This window comes from Ekhidna sp., from assembly GCF_963691765.1.
Lineage (GTDB): Bacteria > Bacteroidota > Bacteroidia > Cytophagales > Cyclobacteriaceae > Ekhidna.
Genome location: NZ_OY829375.1, coordinates 3,403,163 through 3,422,890, shown reverse-complemented (window position 1 = coordinate 3,422,890; position 19,728 = coordinate 3,403,163). Strand labels below are relative to the sequence as shown.

21 protein-coding genes and 2 tRNA genes are annotated in these 19,728 nt (G+C 37.9%); 16 read left to right on the top strand and 7 right to left on the bottom strand.

Annotated features, from left to right (window positions below; all coding sequences use genetic code 11):
- Positions 1-3: 3 nt before the first annotated feature.
- Complete coding sequence (locus ACY650_RS15415) at positions 4-1,602, bottom strand: FMN-binding glutamate synthase family protein (protein ID WP_462248657.1); 1,599 nt, start codon at positions 1,600-1,602, stop codon at positions 4-6.
- 148 nt (positions 1,603-1,750) lie between these two features.
- Between ACY650_RS15415 and ACY650_RS15410 the strand changes: the two genes are divergently transcribed.
- The 4 genes from ACY650_RS15410 to ACY650_RS15395 all read left to right on the top strand — a co-directional run bounded on the left by ACY650_RS15410 (position 1,751) and on the right by ACY650_RS15395 (position 4,313).
- Positions 1,751-2,326, top strand: a complete 576-nt coding sequence (locus ACY650_RS15410) for a hypothetical protein (RefSeq protein WP_462248655.1) — start codon at positions 1,751-1,753, stop codon at positions 2,324-2,326.
- An 82-nt stretch (positions 2,327-2,408) separates the two neighbouring features.
- Entirely contained in the window at positions 2,409-3,251 is an 843-nt protein-coding gene (locus tag ACY650_RS15405) for an alpha/beta fold hydrolase (protein WP_462248653.1), read from the top strand.
- Positions 3,241-3,720 carry an RNA polymerase sigma factor gene (locus ACY650_RS15400; protein ID WP_462248651.1) on the top strand — a complete coding sequence of 160 codons (480 nt, stop codon included), beginning with the start codon at positions 3,241-3,243 and terminating at the stop codon, positions 3,718-3,720. The genes ACY650_RS15405 and ACY650_RS15400 overlap by 11 nt, the downstream gene beginning before the upstream one ends.
- The gene (locus ACY650_RS15395) at positions 3,717-4,313 is read left to right on the top strand and encodes a hypothetical protein (protein WP_462248649.1); all 597 of its coding nucleotides are present in this window, start codon (positions 3,717-3,719) and stop codon (positions 4,311-4,313) included. Before ACY650_RS15400 ends, ACY650_RS15395 begins: the two co-directional genes overlap by 4 nt.
- Before the next feature lie 29 nt (positions 4,314-4,342).
- Here ACY650_RS15395 and ACY650_RS15390 read toward each other — a convergent pair whose 3' ends face one another.
- From ACY650_RS15390 to ACY650_RS15380, 3 genes are all read right to left on the bottom strand, one after another.
- Complete coding sequence (locus tag ACY650_RS15390; protein ID WP_462248647.1) at positions 4,343-4,993, bottom strand: tetratricopeptide repeat protein; 651 nt, start codon at positions 4,991-4,993, stop codon at positions 4,343-4,345.
- Between the two features lie 19 nt (positions 4,994-5,012).
- On the bottom strand, positions 5,013-7,160 hold the full coding sequence (locus ACY650_RS15385; protein WP_462248645.1) for a TonB-dependent receptor: 2,148 nt from the start codon (positions 7,158-7,160) through the stop codon (positions 5,013-5,015).
- Positions 7,161-7,255: 95 nt separating this feature from the next.
- Positions 7,256-8,086: an alpha/beta fold hydrolase gene (locus tag ACY650_RS15380; protein WP_462248643.1), complete on the bottom strand. Its 831-nt coding sequence runs from the start codon at positions 8,084-8,086 to the stop codon at positions 7,256-7,258.
- A 69-nt stretch (positions 8,087-8,155) separates the two neighbouring features.
- On the opposite strand from ACY650_RS15380, the gene ACY650_RS15375 reads away from it, so the two are divergent.
- The 3 genes from ACY650_RS15375 to ACY650_RS15365 all read left to right on the top strand — a co-directional run bounded on the left by ACY650_RS15375 (position 8,156) and on the right by ACY650_RS15365 (position 10,573).
- A complete protein-coding gene (locus ACY650_RS15375) occupies positions 8,156-8,962 on the top strand; it encodes a helix-turn-helix domain-containing protein (RefSeq protein ID WP_462248641.1) in 807 nt (268 codons plus the stop codon).
- 12 nt (positions 8,963-8,974) lie between these two features.
- Positions 8,975-10,264, top strand: a complete 1,290-nt coding sequence (locus ACY650_RS15370; RefSeq protein WP_462248639.1) for an amidohydrolase — start codon at positions 8,975-8,977, stop codon at positions 10,262-10,264.
- Between the two features lie 153 nt (positions 10,265-10,417).
- Positions 10,418-10,573: a hypothetical protein gene (locus tag ACY650_RS15365; RefSeq protein ID WP_462248637.1), complete on the top strand. Its 156-nt coding sequence runs from the start codon at positions 10,418-10,420 to the stop codon at positions 10,571-10,573.
- Between the two features lie 67 nt (positions 10,574-10,640).
- Here ACY650_RS15365 and ACY650_RS15360 read toward each other — a convergent pair whose 3' ends face one another.
- Positions 10,641-11,204 (bottom strand): EF-hand domain-containing protein, encoded by a 564-nt coding sequence (locus tag ACY650_RS15360; protein ID WP_462248635.1) that lies wholly within the window; start codon positions 11,202-11,204, stop codon positions 10,641-10,643.
- 221 nt (positions 11,205-11,425) lie between these two features.
- On the opposite strand from ACY650_RS15360, the gene ACY650_RS15355 reads away from it, so the two are divergent.
- The 7 genes from ACY650_RS15355 to ACY650_RS15325 all read left to right on the top strand — a co-directional run bounded on the left by ACY650_RS15355 (position 11,426) and on the right by ACY650_RS15325 (position 16,943).
- Positions 11,426-12,550, top strand: coding sequence for a T9SS type A sorting domain-containing protein (locus ACY650_RS15355; protein ID WP_462248634.1), 1,125 nt, complete (start codon positions 11,426-11,428; stop codon positions 12,548-12,550).
- Between the two features lie 207 nt (positions 12,551-12,757).
- Entirely contained in the window at positions 12,758-13,105 is a 348-nt protein-coding gene (locus tag ACY650_RS15350; RefSeq protein WP_462248632.1) for a hypothetical protein, read from the top strand.
- Between the two features lie 4 nt (positions 13,106-13,109).
- Complete coding sequence (locus ACY650_RS15345; protein ID WP_462248630.1) at positions 13,110-14,993, top strand: MGH1-like glycoside hydrolase domain-containing protein; 1,884 nt, start codon at positions 13,110-13,112, stop codon at positions 14,991-14,993.
- A gap of 30 nt (positions 14,994-15,023) precedes the next feature.
- Positions 15,024-15,569 carry a hypothetical protein gene (locus ACY650_RS15340; protein WP_462248628.1) on the top strand — a complete coding sequence of 182 codons (546 nt, stop codon included), beginning with the start codon at positions 15,024-15,026 and terminating at the stop codon, positions 15,567-15,569.
- Between the two features lie 55 nt (positions 15,570-15,624).
- Positions 15,625-15,843 carry a hypothetical protein gene (locus ACY650_RS15335; protein WP_462248626.1) on the top strand — a complete coding sequence of 73 codons (219 nt, stop codon included), beginning with the start codon at positions 15,625-15,627 and terminating at the stop codon, positions 15,841-15,843.
- Positions 15,786-16,241, top strand: a complete 456-nt coding sequence (locus ACY650_RS15330; RefSeq protein WP_462248624.1) for a hypothetical protein — start codon at positions 15,786-15,788, stop codon at positions 16,239-16,241. Before ACY650_RS15335 ends, ACY650_RS15330 begins: the two co-directional genes overlap by 58 nt.
- Positions 16,242-16,337: 96 nt before the next feature.
- Positions 16,338-16,943 (top strand): glycoside hydrolase family 19 protein, encoded by a 606-nt coding sequence (locus ACY650_RS15325; protein ID WP_462248622.1) that lies wholly within the window; start codon positions 16,338-16,340, stop codon positions 16,941-16,943.
- Between the two features lie 808 nt (positions 16,944-17,751).
- Here the strand turns inward: ACY650_RS15325 and ACY650_RS15320 are convergent.
- Both ACY650_RS15320 and ACY650_RS15315 read right to left on the bottom strand, forming a co-directional pair.
- A tRNA-Arg gene (locus ACY650_RS15320) sits at positions 17,752-17,825 on the bottom strand.
- A 13-nt stretch (positions 17,826-17,838) separates the two neighbouring features.
- Positions 17,839-17,925: transfer RNA gene (locus ACY650_RS15315), tRNA-Ser, on the bottom strand.
- 194 nt (positions 17,926-18,119) lie between these two features.
- Between ACY650_RS15315 and ACY650_RS15310 the strand changes: the two genes are divergently transcribed.
- Together ACY650_RS15310 and ACY650_RS15305 are read left to right on the top strand one after the other, a co-directional pair.
- Complete coding sequence (locus ACY650_RS15310) at positions 18,120-18,812, top strand: hypothetical protein (protein ID WP_462248620.1); 693 nt, start codon at positions 18,120-18,122, stop codon at positions 18,810-18,812.
- A gap of 46 nt (positions 18,813-18,858) precedes the next feature.
- On the top strand, positions 18,859-19,596 hold the full coding sequence (locus tag ACY650_RS15305; RefSeq protein ID WP_462248618.1) for a toxin-antitoxin system YwqK family antitoxin: 738 nt from the start codon (positions 18,859-18,861) through the stop codon (positions 19,594-19,596).
- The last annotated feature ends 132 nt before the right edge of the window (positions 19,597-19,728 follow it).

Below are 19,728 nucleotides of genomic sequence, written 5' to 3'. Positions count from 1 at the left end.
ATACTATGAGTCGTCTCCTACAATATTGCTAAATGTATCTGCTGAGGCAGCAACAACTGCTCTTTCCCATCCTTTAGGTACACTTTGACTGAGCAAATCTCCAGGCTGTAAGGCAGGATAAATTTCTCCATAGTGCTTAATCTCTGTAAAATCGGTTCGTCGCATTCTATGCCAAGGTCTCAATTCGTTTGTGGAATGAAGTCCCATCGACCCCAGCATCTCAGCAACTCCATGCATAGTTGCATCATGATATTCAGCCGTACGTTTTGCTTTATCCTTTACATCTAATCCTTTTACCAACTTTGGATCCTGTGTTGCCACCCCTGTTGGGCAATTATTTGAATTACAGCGTAACGCTTGAATACAACCAATCGCCATCATCATACCTCGAGCTGAATAGCATACATCAGCACCTATTGCAATGTTTTTGATCACGTCAAATGCAGTAATGATTTTACCACTACAAAGCACTTTAACCTTATCACGCAAATTGTAGCCAACCAGCGTATTATGGGCAAAGGATAGTGCTTCAACCAATGGTGTTCCTATGCGATCTGAATATTCCACAGGTGCAGCACCAGTTCCACCTTCACTTCCATCGATATCCACATAATCGGGACTTATACCCGATTCAACCATTGCCTTACATATCGCGATAAACTCCCTTCGTTTCCCGATGCACAACTTGATACCAATAGGCTTCCCTCCTGACAGATCTCTTAGTTGTTTGATAAAGCTCATCATCTCAAGAGGAGTATTAAATGCAGTATGCCCAGGAGGCGAAGCAACGGTTTTTCCTATGGGTACATTACGGATCTTAGCTATCTCAGCATTTACTTTTTCTCCAGGTAAAATGCCTCCGTGACCAGGTTTGGCTCCCTGAGAAAGCTTTATTTCAATCATTTTCACATTGTCATGATTGGACTTTTCTTTGAACAACTCTGGATCAAAATCACCATCATGTGTGCGAGCACCAAAATACCCAGTACCTATTTGCCAAATAACATCACCTCCATTTTCAAGATGATATTCTGTGAGACCACCCTCTCCAGTATTGTGCGCGAACCCGCCCATCTGAGCACCTTTATTCAACGCTTGAACTGCGTTTTTGCTAAGTGAGCCGTAGCTCATAGCTGAGATATTCAAAATACTCGCATCATAAGGTTGCTTGCAATCAGGGCCACCAATAACCACCCTTAAGCTTTTTGGATCTACTTCAGTAGGACTCAATGAGTGATTCACCCATTCATATCCAACATCATAAACATCTTTTTGCGTACCAAATGGCATTGTAGATAGCTGGCTTTTAGCCCTTTGATATACAAGAGATCTTGAGTTTCGCGAAAAGGGAACACCACTTGAATTGGTTTCTATGAAATATTGGCTTATCTCTGGTCTTATTCCTTCGAGGATGTACCTTAAATTTCCTAACAATGGAAAATTCCTTCTTATCGCATGTTTCTTTTGAAGGATATCATAAAGACCTGTTATAAAAAGTGGCCCGACGATTACAAATGCCCAAAGTGCCGTTGGCTCAAAATACGAAATCGCGAATATCCCCGTGATAACGATTATGGATACAATGATGAATTGTTTTCTCATTACTTCTACTGGCTTTTAAATTGCTCTAACAATCTATAAATTTTTTTTACCCTTTGAGATGAATATGAATGTAATTTGTTGAAGTGTACCCTAATGTACAATTGAATAATTTCATGGAGATTTGTCTTGACTTGATAAAGAATTCAATTTGAAAAAAGCAACTGCACTTACCTCAGCAATAGCAACCAGAATTCTAACAGATTCATTTAAGACAAACCCAAGTGCTCTTTGGGTAATAAAGAAGGATGGCAAAATAGATTATAGACTACAAGCCTTGGTTGAATACGCCGTGAAAACAGGTGTTCAAAATGATGGTGTTTTCTTATCTGATGACAAAACGGCTGCTGCAATATGTATGCAAGAGCCAATAAAAGAAGGATTAAAGAGCTATTGGAATCAGTTTCAGCTTATAAGAAAAGCAATAGGCTTTTCCAGAACCTTCAAAGTACTTGAAAGAGAAGCGTATTTAAAAAAACATCGACCAAACATACCTCACCTAAATTTTTGGTTTCTAGGAGTAGATCCAAAAAAGAAAAGAACTGGCAGTGTATTCAACCTTAAGGAAGGTATTTTCAGTCTCTCTAAACATAAAAATCTACCAATTCTAATAGAAACTTCCGTAGAGCGAAACAAACTGGTCTATGAGCGATTTGGATTTGAATGCTATCACATCTGGGAGGAGTCGGGAGAATATACACTTTGGTTTATGAGAAGAAATCCATAAAATGATTTGAAAAATATTTTTTAGTCTGTGTGTAACAAATCCCATACGTCTGGATCAAAGGAGAAATTTTAACACACAGATCATGAAAAAGATATTACTCCTTCTAAGCATTTTAGTAATTGTAAAACATACAAACGCCCAGTCTGCATTCACAGTTGAAAAGAGTGGTCAGGGCAATCCCATAATTCTTCTCCCAGGCTTTACTACTCCTGGTTCCGTGTGGGATCAAACCATCAAAAATCTTGAAGGATCTTACGAAACACATGCTATTTCATATGCGGGATTTAATGGAATAGATCCAATTGGCACTCCGTGGTATGCTCCGATTAAAGAAGAACTCATAGACTACATCAGAAAAGAAAATATGACGAACCTTACCATCATTGGTCATAGTATGGGTGGCAACTTGGCCACCGACCTTGCGATCGAATTTACCAATGAATTATCTGGTTTAATATTAGTAGAATCTTTGCCATGTATGAGAGACCTGATGATGCCTGGTGTGCCAGCGAGTTCACTACAGTACGACAGTCCGTATAACAACCAAATGCTGAAAATGCCTGCAGACGCTTTTAGAAATGTTGCGCTTACAATGGCCCGCAATATGACGAATCAAGAAGATAAAATTGAGCTATTAGCCAGTTGGTCCATAGAAGCGGATAGAGAAACCTATGTTTACGGCTATACAGATCTTTTAAAACTTGATCAAAGACCAATGCTGAAGGATATTACTACAAAAACATTGATCCTCGGTGCTACTTTTCCGAGTCGAGAAATGTCTCAGCAAACATTTGAAAAACAGTATGTAAACTTGGCCAACAAAACCATTGAGCTTGCTGACGGCAGTAAACATTTTATCATGTTTGATCAACCAGAGTGGCTTTATGCTCAAATCAATTCTTACTTAAAAAAGAATGCACAATAACACCCAGCTATTTGAATCCCTACACACTGATTACCACTCAATGGTAAATCAGATGTGTATGGGGTTTATGAAGGGTGATGTTGATTTAGCAAACGACTTGACTCAAGAATCTTTTATCAATGCATGGAGATCGCTGGATAAATTCAAGGGAGCTTCAAGCTATAAAACATGGATTTATAGAATTACAGTAAACACATGTTTGAAATACATCCGAGATAACAGACAGAAACACCAAGTAGATATCGATACTCAACCACAACTTCCAGTGGAAGAAGATAGATCGGATACCAACCAAGAACTCTATTTAGCAATAGGTCAACTAGGAGAACTTGATCGTCTGATTATTATGATGGTACTAGATGAACTAGAATATGAGGAGATAGCGAAAGTAATAGGGATTAACGAAGGAAATCTCCGAGTGAAAATTCATCGAATAAAAAAACAACTTAAGAAAATATTAGAAAAATGAGCGATCCAATAAATGAACTTAAAGGCCAGTGGGATAAGGCTAAAACTAGCTCTGAACCAATGGAATTAAATACCTCCGAAATAATAGCCTCAGCGAATAAGAAGATGAAAAGTGTTGTTTATTCCCACTATGCCAACATTCTTATCTTAACACTTACGGTGATTATGATCTCATCATTCTTTTACTACATAACACCATTCAAACAGCTACTAAGTCAAATTGGAGTTGCAATGATGATTGGTGGTCTTTTGATTCGGATCACGATAGAATGCTTCAGCGTTTTTAAATCAAAGAAGATAGATCTTAGTGAAACAGCTGCCAAGACAAATCTTGAAACAGTGAAATTTTATGCATACCGAAAGAAGATCCACGGGCCAATTACAATCTCGATTTTAATCGTATACACTATCGGATTTTATATTTTAACTCCCGAGTTCAGTGAACATCTAACCTTGAATCAGGTAATACTAATGGATAGCTCCTATGTACTTATTGCAATTATTTTAATCTACTCTATTCGAAAGGGGATTAAAGATGAAATGCAATTACTCAACGAATTAACTACGTTCAGCTTAGAATTTGAGGAAGAATAAAAAAAGCGGCCTTAGCCGCTTTTGATTTCTTAATTATCCTTTTCGCAAAGTTGTTTTATTGCTTCTTCAGTTGCTCCCTTACCCCAAGTTGGTGCAAACGGATTATCCGATTTTTCTTCTTTATCAAAAAGTATCAATGCTTTGAACAAGCTTCCGCAAGCCTCATCTGTACCACTCCCCATAAACTGAGCCGTACCATACTGCATTCTTCCTAATAAGAATTGAGCTCTAGGGTTATTTGGATCTAAAGCAATGGCCTTTTGAAATGATTGAAACGCTAGTCCACTGTAAGTCATGCCTCTGCTCGCAGGATCAACCGTTAACTTTATCATATTTACATATCCTCGCATTGCTTCAAGTTCTGAATCATTGGGCTTAATTTCTTCTCCTTTTGCTACTGCAGCAAGTGCTAGATCCAGGTATTTGTCTTTGTCTTCAGCAGTCTCAAACATCTCACTCATGCGCAAGTAACCAAAAGCTACGTAGTAATATGGTTCCCATCGGTCTCCTTCCGCCTCACCTATTCGATTTAATTGATTCAGTACGTCCTGCATTTCCTCTGGTGTTTTAGCAGAAAACATTGCAGGAATGTTCTTGCCCATGGCCTTTTCAAATTGTCCATTGGCTAGCGCTACAGTTGCTAGAAATACACCGATCATTAGTATTAGATTCTTTTTCATAATTGATATAGTTTTTGAATTAAAGATTTGGTAATTGATTAATGCCTTTGTTTTTAGAGAGTGTTATGAACACACCCAGGAAAATGAATCGTTTAGCAGGCGGTGTAATAGCTCGTCTTGCATATACCCCAGCGTCGTTTGGCTGCTCCGAAAATTCATAACCATAGATATTATTTATACCCAGCACATTGTTGACCATGGCATGGACAATGACTTGGTTACTATATAAGTAGCTAATGTTGAAGCTTAGATCGTGATATGCAGGAGTTCTTCCGCTTAAGAATTCATCACTATTTAAATCATTGTAAGTTCTTCCGGAAGCAAATGAATATGTTACTCCGACTTGACTCTTAATGTCATTGATGAATTTCTTCATGACAAATGAGAAGTTGTGGGTTGAAGCAAAAGACGGAGTAAAAGATCCTGGAAAATCTATATACTCACGCTCGGTTTTAAGGAACGAATAGCTCACCCAGTAATCCATATTCTCGAAGGTTTTGTTATCTCTCCAGAAAAGGTCAAAACCTCTGGCAAAGCCATTCCCATCACTCTCAAAAGAAGCACCATCTAGCGGATTAGAATAGGTGATCAAATCATCGTACTGCTTATTGTAGGTTTCTATTCTAAAGCTTTGCCCATCCTTAATCCATTGGTAATTAGCTATATAGTGTTGAGCCTTTTCTGAATTAACGTTTTGATTAGTTAGAATCACCTGAGTTTGAGCCAACTGATTGAATTGGCCATAGGCTAATGACACCTGACTAAACTCTCCTGTTTTATAAGCTGCCGAAAATCGAGGAACCACTGTCAGCTCATCATTTAAGCTGTTGCTTTCCATTCGAACTCCGCCTTTAAATGCAAGTGCCGAAGAAGCGAATATTTCAGTTTCCAGAAATGTTGCCGATAAGGTTTCGTCGAACGACTGTGTCAAGTCGCCAAGCTCATCTACTAACTCTTGGTCAACATTTCTTTGAATCAATTCGCTACCTATAAGTACTGATAGTCGGTCAGAATGCTGGTAATCCGTAACAAATTTTATGTGTCCGCCTTGCAAGTCACGAGACCTACTTCTCTCGCCAAGAGACGCAAAATCATTACTCTGGGTGAAAGAAGTCCCACCTCTAATTCCCCATTTTTCGCTGATTAATTCACGGTAGGATGAATTGAGATGTATATAATCGTTAGTTACTGAAACAGGAAGCAATATGTCTGAATTTCCAACTTCAGACTCAAACAGTTCCATTTTCGACGTACTTAGGTTGGCATATAGTTTAAGTAGTCCGGTTTTACTGGTCTTAGCACGATACGCAAAATTTCCATCCAGACCTTCAGGTGCTTTATCCCAGCTTAAATTTTGAGGAGCAAGCTCAAAATACGGACGAAGATTGGTGTATTGAATCTTGCCAGCAAAAGAACTATTCTCGAAAGAACGAGTGGTAGATACATCGCCTCCTACCGACATAATTGAAATATCTGTTCGGTTGTTTTCAGCTACATCTTTAGATTGTAAGATTAATGCTGAGGAAAGGGCTTGGCCATATTCGGCAGAGTATCCCCCCGTTGAAAAGCTCATCCCTTTAAACATGAATGGAGAGAATCTACTTCTGCTAGGAGTATTTGGTGCAGAGGGTCCGTATTCGCTGTGAACCAACATACCATCAATAAATGTCTTGGTCTCTCGCCCATCACCACCGCGAACAAAAAGGCGTCCTGTCTCCCCTACCGTTTGTGTACCTGGCAAAGTGTTTAAAGCTCCTGGAATATCTGCAGTAGCTCCTGCTGTGGTTACGATATCAAGTGGTTTCATAACCTCTCTCTTGCTCTCATCTGAAGCATTGAAAGAGCCAGCAGTAATTACCACTGCATTTAATACGCTTATCTCCTCCTTTAAGCTTATGCTGAGTTCTTGACTTTTGGGTTCTAAAGGAAGGTTGACATCTCGAAATCCTATAAAGGAAGCAACGAGAACTAAGCTATCTGTTTCATATGTTTCAAAGGAGAATTTACCTTCAACATCCGTTGTAGCCCCATCATATGTACCTTTCAAATAGACATTTACACCAAGAAGTGGCTCACCCGTTTTCTCCTTGATAGTTCCAGAGATGGTATGCTGTGCATTAGTCCTAAACAGCACCACCGATAGTGTTAATAATAGAAATATCCTCATGCTTTTGACTTTTATCATAAGCCAAAAGTGATCATGAGGACACCTTCTATCTAATTCGTTCTACCGAACTGTAGTATTTCTAGGATGAACTGTAATTAATTATCAGAATAGAATTGTTTAGCCATTTGCTCTGCGATTTTTATTGTCGAAGGTGCTTTAAATGGCTTCTTGAAATTTTTAATTCGATATATGATTTGATCAGGCTGCTCATGATCAACAAAATGTGATGCTCCTGGCAAGACACACAAGTTAGATTGTGGCAACGCTTGAAACATTTCTAATGTATGCTCAAGTAAAACAGCATCTCTGTCTCCAACAATCAATAAAACAGGCACATCAATTTTCTTTAAATCATCAATAGCTATTTCCTTTTGATTCATCATTAATCCTACATGCCTTCGAAGCATTGGATCTGGGAGTTCATTGTAATTCTCCATCAATTTGATAAGTTCTGGCTTCAGGCCTGACAATCTTGCATTAGCTCCAGAAACTACGATTCGATCAATCTTTTCAGTATGCTTAAATCCAAGAATCAAACTTAATATTCCTCCATCGCTATGCCCCCACAAAGAGTATTTCTCATGGCCCAACTTATCCATCAGAAGAAAGACATCTTCAGCCATATCATAATAGTCTAATTCAGTGTCTGGGCAAAAGCTATTTCCATGACACCTGCTATCCATTAATATAACTTGATAATCCTTCATTAGTGCAGGTACGAGGTGATGTTTCCCCACAGTAGATCCTCCATTTCCATGAAGTATCAGTAATGGCTCCCCTTCACCAAATACCTCATAATAGATGTTTCCTTCCTCTGTTTTGAGCGTATAACTTTTGCCTGTTGCCCCATTAATTTCCAGGGTGGTTTGTGCATTTGCAATGCAAAAAAAGCAAATCGCAATAATTAGTAGTCCGAGTCTTTTCATATTAACCTTTTAATTTTAGTACAAACCTATTTTGCAAGACAGATTAATTCATTGTAAAAATCAGACATTTTGATTCTTATTGAAGATCATCCAAGAGAAGCATTGGTTTCGACTTATATCGATCGCTATCAACTATTTATCATAGATGAGTCAGCCTTTTTGAAGACCATTCCAAATGGGAAAATGGAGTGTTACCTGAATATGGAGGGTAGTTTCCAGCGGTTTGAAGAAAACACCAACTTATTTCAACCAAGTGGTCAAAGTGGATTCTTGCCAGCTGGCAATAAGGTTACTTTAATCAAAATTCCTAACAGATTAGTTTGTTTAAATATCAAGCTCAATCTAAAGATCCTTTCTCTCTCTTTGTTCGAAAACCTTTTAACTCAATGGCAAGCTCGAACTATTAATGAACTCATCGCTGAATCAGATCAACAGTTGATAATTAATTCAGTAGATATCAATAAACCTTCATTCGATTCAAAACTTATAGATTCAGTTCTTGCCAATAGTCTTTCAAACGCTACCTCAAATCTTGAAATTCTTAAATTATTAGATTTTATTGAAAATCAATTAAACAGTGAATTTAAGGTTGCTAAGCTAGCGGACCATATGAACATGTCGAGCAAAACCTTAGAGAGATTTACAAAAACGAAATTCAGACTTTCACCTAAAGAGCTATGGAATGTCGTTCGATTCGAAAGTACTACATCGCATCTGAAAAAAAGCGATGCAAATAAATTGATAGAGGCTTTATCGTTCGGATTTTATGATCAATCTCATTTTTCAAAAGAGTGTAAAAGAATCACTGGATATTCTCCCAAAAGTTTTTTCTCTAAATTAAAGCTAGAAACGAACGATATCATTTTTGAAGAATAGACCATTAAAAAAATGAAAAAAATACTTTTAAGCATACTTCTAGCTGGTTTTTCAACAGTTACAATAGCTCAAAAATTTGATAGTCAAATTGACAAATTAGTAGCAAAAACGGAAAAAGACGTAATAGAATGGCGTCATTGGTTTCATAAAAACGCCGAACTGAGTAATCGTGAATTCGAGACATCTAAACGAATAGCTCAAATCCTAAAAGAAATCGGATATGAACCGCAAACAGGAGTCGCTAAAACGGGTGTTGTAGCAGTATTGAAAGGAGGAAAACCCGGCCCGGTCGTTGGGCTCCGTGCAGATATTGATGGACTTCCAGTAAAAGAGCGTGTAGAACTGCCATGGGCTTCTGAGCAAATGGGAGAGTATAATGGCGAAATGGTTCCAGTCATGCATGCGTGTGGACATGATACTCATACTAGCATTCTGTTGGGTGTAGCAAAAATGCTTTGGGAAATAAAGGATGAAGTTCCTGGAACTGTGAAATTTATTTTCCAACCAGCTGAAGAAGGAGCGCCTCAAGGTGAAGAAGGCGGAGCTAAATTAATGGTAAAAGAAGGTGTTTTAAAGAATCCAGATGTAGATGCGATCTTTGGACTTCATATTAATGCGCAAACCCCAGTAGGCAAACTTAAGGTTAGACCAGAGGGTATAATGGCTGCTGTTAATTCAATGAGAATTGATATTAAAGGAAAGCAAGCTCATGGATCTGCACCTTGGGATGGTATTGATCCTGTTGTTACTGCAGCTCAAATCATCAATAACTTGCAGTCAGTAGTAAGCAGAAATATGAAGCTTACCGAAGCTCCAGCAGTTATTACAATTGGTGCGATTCATGGTGGTGTGAGATCTAACATAATACCAGAAGACTTGTACATGCTCGGGACTATCCGAACATTGGATACTGACATGAGAGCACAAATTCTACAAAGAATTAGAGAGGTAGCAACAAAAACAGCAGAATCAAACAATGCTGATATTGATATATGGATCGACGAGGGATATCCAGTGACATACAATGAAACTTCACTTTATAATCAAATGCTGCCAACCTTACAAAGAGCGGCTGGTAAGCAAAATGTACAAATAATCAAACCAATAACTGGAGCAGAGGATTTTTCCTTTTTTCAAGAGCAAGTCCCAGGTTTATACTTTTTCATCGGTGGGTGTCCTCCAGAGATGGATCATACTAAAGTAGCTGGGCATCATACGCCAGATTTCTATGTTGATGATAGTGGTATGAAATTAGGAATGAGATCAATGATGGGTCTTACTTTAGACTACATGAGCAAATAAACACCACAAAATCATCGATGAATAATACAATTTATTAGTTAAATATTTATAAAGGGTAGTCAATATAACTACCCTTTTTTATGGTACAATCCCAATATATTATGGTAGTATTTGTATAGATATTTGATTCATAATTATCAACAAACTACTACCATGAGCTTTATATTTAATCTACTCGCTAAGAAAGACGCTGTTAAACTCAGTAAGACAGATTCGGGAGAATGGGTTGTTAAAAAGAATTTAAAGATCCTTTACATAGGATCTAAAGAAAAGTGTCAAACCTATATCAACCAGCTAAACGTGGCGTAGCGGTGAGCCACTAGGTTAGAAATAGGAATAGGTGCGTGAACCCTGCCATTTGGTGGGGTTTTGTTTTTTAATCTCTATCTGCCCAGAAACCAAAAAGCCAATTACCAGGTGACTTTTCATTATTTGACCTGAAAAACTCATCTACGGCATGCATGAGTTCTTTCTTAGTGATATAATCGTCACCATCGCGATCCAATTTTATAAATGCCTTTGCAGAATGTTTGATCGGAATGTGATAACACATGAACATATCCGAGTATTCATTTACTGAAATAACTCCATCATTATTTACATCAAATGAATCGAAGATTGAGCTTATCATATGGATAACCCAGCTCTTATAAATTTGCTCATTCCCCTTTCTAAGCATATTGTCCATGAATTCTAGAAAATGTTCCTCATTCGCGACACCACCTTGCCGCTCGAAATATTTTTGAAACATCTTCCAACTCTGCACACTCCTGTGAATCACCTTTTTATACTCCTCAGTGCCCGGTTTGTACGTCCATAGAAGACATAATGATTCCCCAATTTCCATAAAGTCATTTGCTTCTAATACGCCGTTTCGATCTTGATCAAGAACAACATGGAAATAGTGCGATATTTTTTGTTTTTGTAATGGCGACAGCATTTATACTAAGGTTTTAAAATAAAAAGATAGTCGATAAATCTTAATACACAAGACTAAACAAAGGTGACCAACTTATTAGAAACGGGATTGTGTAAGTATACCAATAGTTCACTAGGCAAAAGCACTAATACAGCAACGTTCCATCAGCCTAAAGGCTGCTATTTGTATTATTCCTAGAATCTATTGATCTTTGATAATACCTATTAGCACACAAAATGAATATGAAATATGTTTCCGCCGGCATATTAATATTTATCAGTTTAGCGAGTGCTGCGCAATGTGAGAGCTGTAACCAGGGTTCTTCAGGAGCAGTATGGGAAGGAGATGTTGATTCTAACTGGGAAAATCCAAATAATTGGTCCGGCAATACGTTACCCACTGGAGGAGCAATAACTATAGACGGAGATCTATATACCAATGCACCAATAATTACCGTAAATTCATCCTTTTCACCTACAGATGTATTTATCCAAGATGGAGCATCCTTAACATTACAAGCAGACTTAAGTCTTACAGATGATTATATCATTCGAAATAATTCATCTTTAAATATTCAAAGTGGATCCAATGCAACTGGTGATGATCTAAATCTGTGCGCAGGTGGCTCAATCAATATGAGCGGTGGGTCTCTTGATAACACAAGTGGTAGTGGCATATTAAGAGTATGTACCTCTACTCCTGCTGGTGCCACAGGTACAACAGAAATAAATATTACCGGTGGTTCTATTGTGAGCACAACATCTTCACCTGAATCTGGAGTCATCGGTGATTACATAAATACATCCGGTGGTGGTACATATACTGATGATGGAGGACTGCTCCCTGTAGATTTAATAAGCTTTACTGGCAAAGCAACAGCCTCAAACGTTACATTAGAATGGTCAACAGCCACAGAGATAAACAATCAATATTTTGATATTCAAAGAAGCTGGGATGGTGTCAATTTCACAACCATCGGACGAGTAGTTGGTCATGGTACCACCAACAGTATAAAAAATTATGAATTCGTCGATCAAAATCCTTGGAAAGAGGGCTACTACAGATTACTCCAAGTAGATTTTGATGGCTCTTCTGAGTATCATTCGACAATACGAGTTGAGCAATCGCTTGGAGCAGACTTATATCAATTTTCTTATAAGCATGATAAGTCCGGCCCCATTCGAATACAATCAATATTTGACATTAAAGAAGTGAGATTGATTAATAGTAGTGGACAAATTCTTGCAAGTGGAATGCATGGAAATAGCCTCGAAATTCAAACGGCTAATTTTGATGCAGGCATTTACTTTCTTCAAATACAATGGGGAAATTCGGAAGTCCGCGAGAAAATTCTATTGATAGATTAAGCTTCTATCGGATTCATAGTTTTCCTTTCAAACCACGAATAGCTGTTCTGGCATATATGTACAGAGCCAGTGAAGAAACTAGAAACAGAGCAATTATTTGATAAGTGTTCATAGTATTTCTCTCTTTGATTGAGTTTAAAAGTAACGTTTTATAACATTATCATTATTCAGTTATTTATAAAATCCATCAAGTAGTTATTTTTAAGTATGATAGCTACTATTAACCACCAAGGCAAAGAAATTCTTTATATCGATTATCGAAATCTTGGAGATGATGAGATGATTGATACAATTAATCAAATGAGAGAAAAAGTGCTTGCCTTAAATAAACCTCACCTCAGACTTGTAAATGTTTCTGGTACCAATGCATCCGCAAGGTTTAGAACACAAATGCGTCAGATAGGTAAAGAAATAGGACACATACCTTCAAAAGTTGCCATTGTAGGAGTACCTACTTCCAAGCGAGTTGTCATCAATGCCTATAATGTTATGATTGGAGGTAAAATGAAACTATTTGATAATGAGGAAGATGCTAAAGTTTATCTAGTAAGTTGAATCGATGCGTACCCCCTACTTACTACTTCTTATATGTGTGTTGAATACCGGCTGCATAGATGAAAATGCCAATAGCCAGTCTCTGTTAAAACCATCAGCTATTCTACAATCTCAGGATAGTACTTTAACCGATTTTCTTTTTGACAAGGGAGCATGGTTTGGAATATCATTAAATGAAAATAGCTGGGGGTTATCTGCACCACGTATCCTATCAGACAGCAATGGATATGACTTTCGCGACAAAGTACTAACAGGAACAATTTTAATAAATGGCAAGGAAGTGAAACCGATAAATCACTATTATCCGGGAAGCCTTGTCCAAGAGTTAAACTCCGATGAATCGCAAATCATATTCAAATCAATTTTTGCAGACCATCAAAATGCATATTTAGCCTTGGAGATTAAAAATCTTAGTTCACAATCAAAAACTTATACCCTTAATTGGACCACTCCAACTCCAGATTCAATATCCTCAAATGTATTGGTTTATGATTTGGTTAATGCTGAACTGATCGTGAAAGATCTATCCGGAAGCGTTTTAAACTTACAGAAAGAGATAAATCTAAATGGAGAATCGCAAACCACTTTGTATGTGAATATCTCGCACAGATTTAAAGATGAGATTTTAATAAAAACGGATACAAAAGACTTAAATAGGCTATTTACTAACAACAATAAAAGGTGGTCAGAATATCATAATCGGTACAAACAATTATCACCTTCAAAACAAATATTAGCTTCTAAATGTCTACAAACTCTGGTTAATAATTGGAGATCACCAATTGGCGAATTGGCTTATGAAGGTTTATTTCCCTCATATGACTATGAGTGGTTTCATGGATTTTGGTCCTGGGATTCCTGGAAACATGCGGTCGCGTTGGTCAATTTTGAACCCGAACTAGCCAAAAATCAAATCCGAACCATGTATCACTTTCAAGATGAGCATGGAATGATCGCAGATGTAGTTTATAGGGATACACTCTTAGAAAAACACAACTGGAGAGATACAAAACCTCCTCTTTCTGGATGGGCTATTCGTAAAGTATTCGATAGTACACGAGATACCGCATTTGTGGAACAGCTATTGCCCAAGCTTATGAAATATCATAGTTGGTGGTACAGAAACAGGGATCATAACAACAATGGAGTTTGCGAATATGGTTCTACCGACGGCTCACTTGTTGCCGCAGGATGGGAAAGTGGAATGGATAATGCGGTTAGGTTTGATGACGCAAAAATTATTCAAGTAAACCAATCGGCTTGGTCTCTGAATCAAGAATCAATTGACTTAAACGCATATCTATATTTCGAAAAAACACAAATAGCATACCTACAATATGCTTTAGAAAATGATGATATAGCGTCTCAATTCATTAAAGATGCTGATGCGTTAAAAATCAAAATCCAAAATCATTTTTTCGATAGTGATCACGGATATTTCTTTGACATTAGCACAGATAAATCGCAGCATATTGATGTTTATGGCCCTGAGGCATGGACAGCACTTTGGACAGAACTAGCCACAATGGAACAAGCTAAATTGGTTGTTAACAAAATAACCGATGACAATCACTTCAATACTTTCGTTCCATTTCCAACCTTATCTGCAGATCATCCAAAATTTGATCCTCTGAATGGGTATTGGCGTGGGCCAGTATGGTTAGATCAAGCCTACTTTGCCCTTGATGGAATGGATAAATATGGTTTTGAAAAGGAGTACATAGAATTGGTGGAAAAACTTTTTAATAATGCGCAAGGTCTCTCACAAAAAGGAGTTCCAATTAGAGAAAATTATCATCCAACCACAGGCGAAGGTTTAAATGCCAATCATTTTTCATGGTCTGCTGCACATATATTGATGCTTCTGGAAAAGGAGGCAAATCTGTAATAAATTGAGTATCCTTTAAATCATAAGGTTATGTCTACTCAGGAATACTATCATGTCTTTGAATCCATTATCTATGCTGCAATAGTCACTCAATTGCTATCGGGTTGGTATAGAATGTTTTCCAATTGGGATTCCATTAGACTTTATTGGGCTCACAGTGCATTTACAATCATCACCTTCATCCTTGTTGTTGATAGATATTTCAGATTCCAGTCAATGGAGCATTTCAATGGAGTCGTAAATACAGCTACCTTCATTTTATATATTGTACTTGCTCCTGCTGTCTTTTACATACTTACGCTTTTGTTATTTCCAACCAAAATGAAAGGGAATGATCTTAAAGTATTTATGTTGAAACGTTTAAGACCTTGCATGATCGCGACAACTATTTACGGACTTGACATAACCATAAGGAACTTACTTATATCAGAACATTCATGGACATTTGAAATACCTAGTTTTATCAATATTAGTATTGGAATTATTCTCATAATAAAACCAAATCAGAAGCTTTTTGAATTTCAAATGGCAGCCAATATCCTAATTGCCAGCATCATGATTTGGAATACAATCTAAATTCGAATTTTCTTTATTTTATTCTTTAATATCATTGCTCGAAATAACGATCTACATGGAAGGTCTTCAAAATAAAAATCCACTTCGAAATCCAGAATACATCATTGCATTTGGTGTAGCGCTCATCAGTATTTGCGCGCTTTTTGTATCGATCCGTCAAACAACAATCATGTCTGAGCAGCGCGCCTTAATGCATGAACAAGCGAAGGCTTCTGTATGTCTAGGATTGGATTGGGAGTTGGTAAATCTCACAGCGTTGAAGACCAAAGTATAAATAACTATCAGATTAGAGTAACCAATGCAGGTGTTGGCCCGGCAATTATTAAAGATGTGAGATTACTTTATAAAGATGAACAGATTACCACCTGGTGGAATTTGTTTGATGCTTTTGAAATGAATGATAGTATACCAACCTATGTAACCAATTCCAGAATTAGTAAGAATATTATTCGTCAGGGTGAAAACCTAAGAATCTTGAGTCTAAAAGAGAATCTACAATTGGCTCAGGTCTTTTATGAAAATTCAGATCAAATTAGAATAGACATCATATATGAATCTATTTATGGCGATCAATGGAAGTACACTACAAGTCTTACCGGAAAAGGTGAATCTACTGAAGAGGTCATTCCAACCATTGAAGAGTTTGACAAAGAGAAGAGCTTTAAGAATTAAGAGGTAAAGCCAAAAGTATTCCAGCTATGATTCATGATTTATTTAATGGCAAATAACTTATTGTTAACTTACCTATACTCACTAATCTTAAAATCTATGAATCCGCTTGAAACATTTCAAAAGAAAATTGGCACCAGCCCAGATGGGGATTTTGGTCCTATGACCTTTAGAAAAGGAAGGGAATATTTAAATATTTCAGATATTGAAGCTGTGCATTTTTTTGCACAATGTTCTCATGAAACAGCAGGATTTAAGGTGTTTAAAGAAAACCTGAATTATTCAGCTGATGGTTTGCTAAAGGTATTTGGTAAATATTTCAATGAAGGAAATGTAACCGAGTATGCCAGAAATCCTGAAAAAATAGCAAATAGAGTCTACGCCAATCGAATGGGCAATGGTGATGAACAAAGTGGAGATGGCTGGAAGTATAAAGGACGAGGGGCCATTCAATTGACAGGAAAAAACAATTATGAAAAGTTAGCAGAGAACCAGAACGTTGACTTTATCTCTAATCCTGATCTTGTCGAAACAGATTATGCATTTGAAAGTGCAATCCACTTTTTCAACGTCAACAATTTGTTTTCGATTTGCACTGATCTAACTGAAGAAACCATTAAAAAACTTACCAAAAGGATCAATGGTGGCTATAATGGCCTAGATCATCGCATTGAATTAACCAATAAATACAGCAATTACACCTAAGACTGAATTGTATAAAAGTGATTGCACAGGGACTCGAACGGAAACGTCCGCCCGGCCCGAACCTGCTGATTAGAAGGCCTAGTTTCTCATATGCTTAGATTACTGACACTCTGAAACGAAAAAACCCGCGATAAAGCGGGTTTAGATCGTGATTGCACAGGGACTCGAACGGAAACGTCCGCCCGGCCCGAACCTGCTGATTAGAAGGCCTAGTTTTCTCTTATGCTTACATTACTGATAGTCAGAAACTAAAAAACCCGCTAAAAAGCGGGTTTAGATCGTGATTGCACAGGGACTCGAACGGAAACGTCCGCCCGGCCCGAACCTGCTGATTAGAAGGCCTAGTTTCTCTTATGCTTAGATTACTGACACTCTGAAACGAAAAAACCCGCGATAAAGCGGGTTTAGATCGTGATTGCACAGGGACTCGAACGGAAACGTCCGCCCGGCCCGAACCTGCTGCTTAGAAGGCTTAGTTATTTCTTTGGCTTAGATTACTGATAATCAGAAACGAAAAAACCCGCGATAAAGCGGGTTTAGATCGTGATTGCACAGGGACTCGAACGGAAACGTCCGCCCGGCCCGAACCTGCTGCTTAGAAGGCTTAGTTATTTCTTTGGCTTAGATTACTGATAATCAGAAACGAAAAAACCCGCGATAAAGCGGGTTTAGATCGTGATTGCACAGGGACTCGAACGGAAACGTCCGCCCGGCCCGAACCTGCTGCTTAGAAGGCTTAGTTATTTCTTTGGCTTAGATTACTGATAATCAGAAACGAAAAAACCCGCGATAAAGCGGGTTTAGATCGTGATTGCACAGGGACTCGAACCCCGAACCTGCTGCTTAGAAGGCAGCTGCTCTATCCAGTTGAGCTATGCAACCAAATTTCATTGTGCGGAGAGAGGGGGATTCGAACCCCCGGTACGATTTCTCGCACGCATGTTTAGCAAACATGTGGTTTCAGCCACTCACCCACCTCTCCGGGCTTCCTGAAAAAGGAACGCAAATATAAAATTTAGTTTGAAAATCTGACAAGCTAAATCAGAAATTATAATTCAAATTTTCAAAGGCTATGATTTAACCTCTCAGCAACCCAAATATCCACCGACAGTAAGGTCAGCATGCAACCTTACTTTTTAAGCTCTTGTCGAATGGCTCAATTAAATGTTTGAACTTATGAGAGCTCTCCAAATAACAAAATACTTAGTCCCTTTTACTTGTCTTACTATTCTATGTGGTACCACTCACGAATTTGCACATCACTTTTCAGGAGCTATTGTCTGTGGCTGTTTTGGATTCAAGACCTTTAATTCGTTTCAGCTATGTGCTGGATGCGAATCCAATCCATACTGGCTTGTCCCAACATATATAGGACCACTCTTCACTTTCCTACTTTTATGGATTGGCAGATATCAATTGAAGCAAGAGAGCATTCAATCCAAACAGCTAGGTTTTGCACTGATATTTGCAAACTTCCCCGTCAACAGAATACTATTTGCTTTGATGGGAATGAATGACGAACAATACGCTGCTTCTATTCTTTTCGGAAATGAAAACACTCTTTCCTTTTGGGTCACTAATCTTGCAATTTGGCTCTTCACAATTCCACCACTTTATACGGCCTATTGCTCAATTAAGAGTCCAAAGAGAATCCTCATATTTCTTCTCTACTTTATAATCCCATTTGCTTTTGTCATAATCTTCGCAGGGTTTTTGCTTGAAGAATGGTTGCTACTTAAAAAACAATTTTTATCATCAACAATAATTGGAATACCACTATTACTAATACTAGTTGAAATTGTATGTGTATTGGGTTATTACTTTTTAAAAAAACATATATATCAACAACCTTTGGTAAAGTTGAAATAAGAAATCACTACAAATACTTGTAACTTCCTCACCAACATTCATCAACATGAACAAAACACAAATCCTAATCGCTCTAGTAATACTTAGCATCTTCGGCGTAATAAGTACATATCTAGACGTTCATAAAATTTGGAGTCAAGATGATCAGCCAGTCACAAAAGAGAGAAAGTTGCGACATGGAGAGATCAAACAATACACAAAGGATAAGCGTCTAAAAACGGTTGTCAATTATGACAATGGCATTAAGCATGGCACCTCCTACCTCTACCATAATGATGGCAAGACGGTCTTATTGGCAATGCCATACAATCAAGGGAAGCGTGAAGGAGTATCTAAGAAGTATTACCAAAATGGGAAATTGTACGCTGCAACCACCTATAAAAATGATGTGCTCCACGGACCAAGGCAGATCTACTATACTTCCGGACAACTTAAGGCCGAGATTATGTACGGATATGGCAAACCTGGTATCGGCTCAAAAGAATTTTTAAAAGATGGCACTCAAAAGCCTGAAAATAAGATTATCGCTACAAAACTTCGCAACTCTTTCAGCTTGTCGACTTCAGAAGAATGCAAAGAATCAAAGTTTTATATAGGCAAGCTCATTGAGGACAATTTCTTCGATCCCTTACACCCGGATGTAAAGCTGCTTACAAAAGAGGACGCCACTTATGTCGTGGATCTGAATCTCTATACTCCAAGCTATTTGAAGTATCAGGACATCATATGTGAGTGTGACAGCAAGCAGGGCAATACCATAATAATGAAGACACGGCTTTACTAATCGCAGATGAAGGCATACGTCATTCCCCTTAAAGAAGTGCCGTTCTTCCTAAAAAATGTTAATCCATAGAAATCTATCTTCCCTGATCCATTCCTTCTGTTAGATTTGCCGACTGATAAATTAAAAATGCTG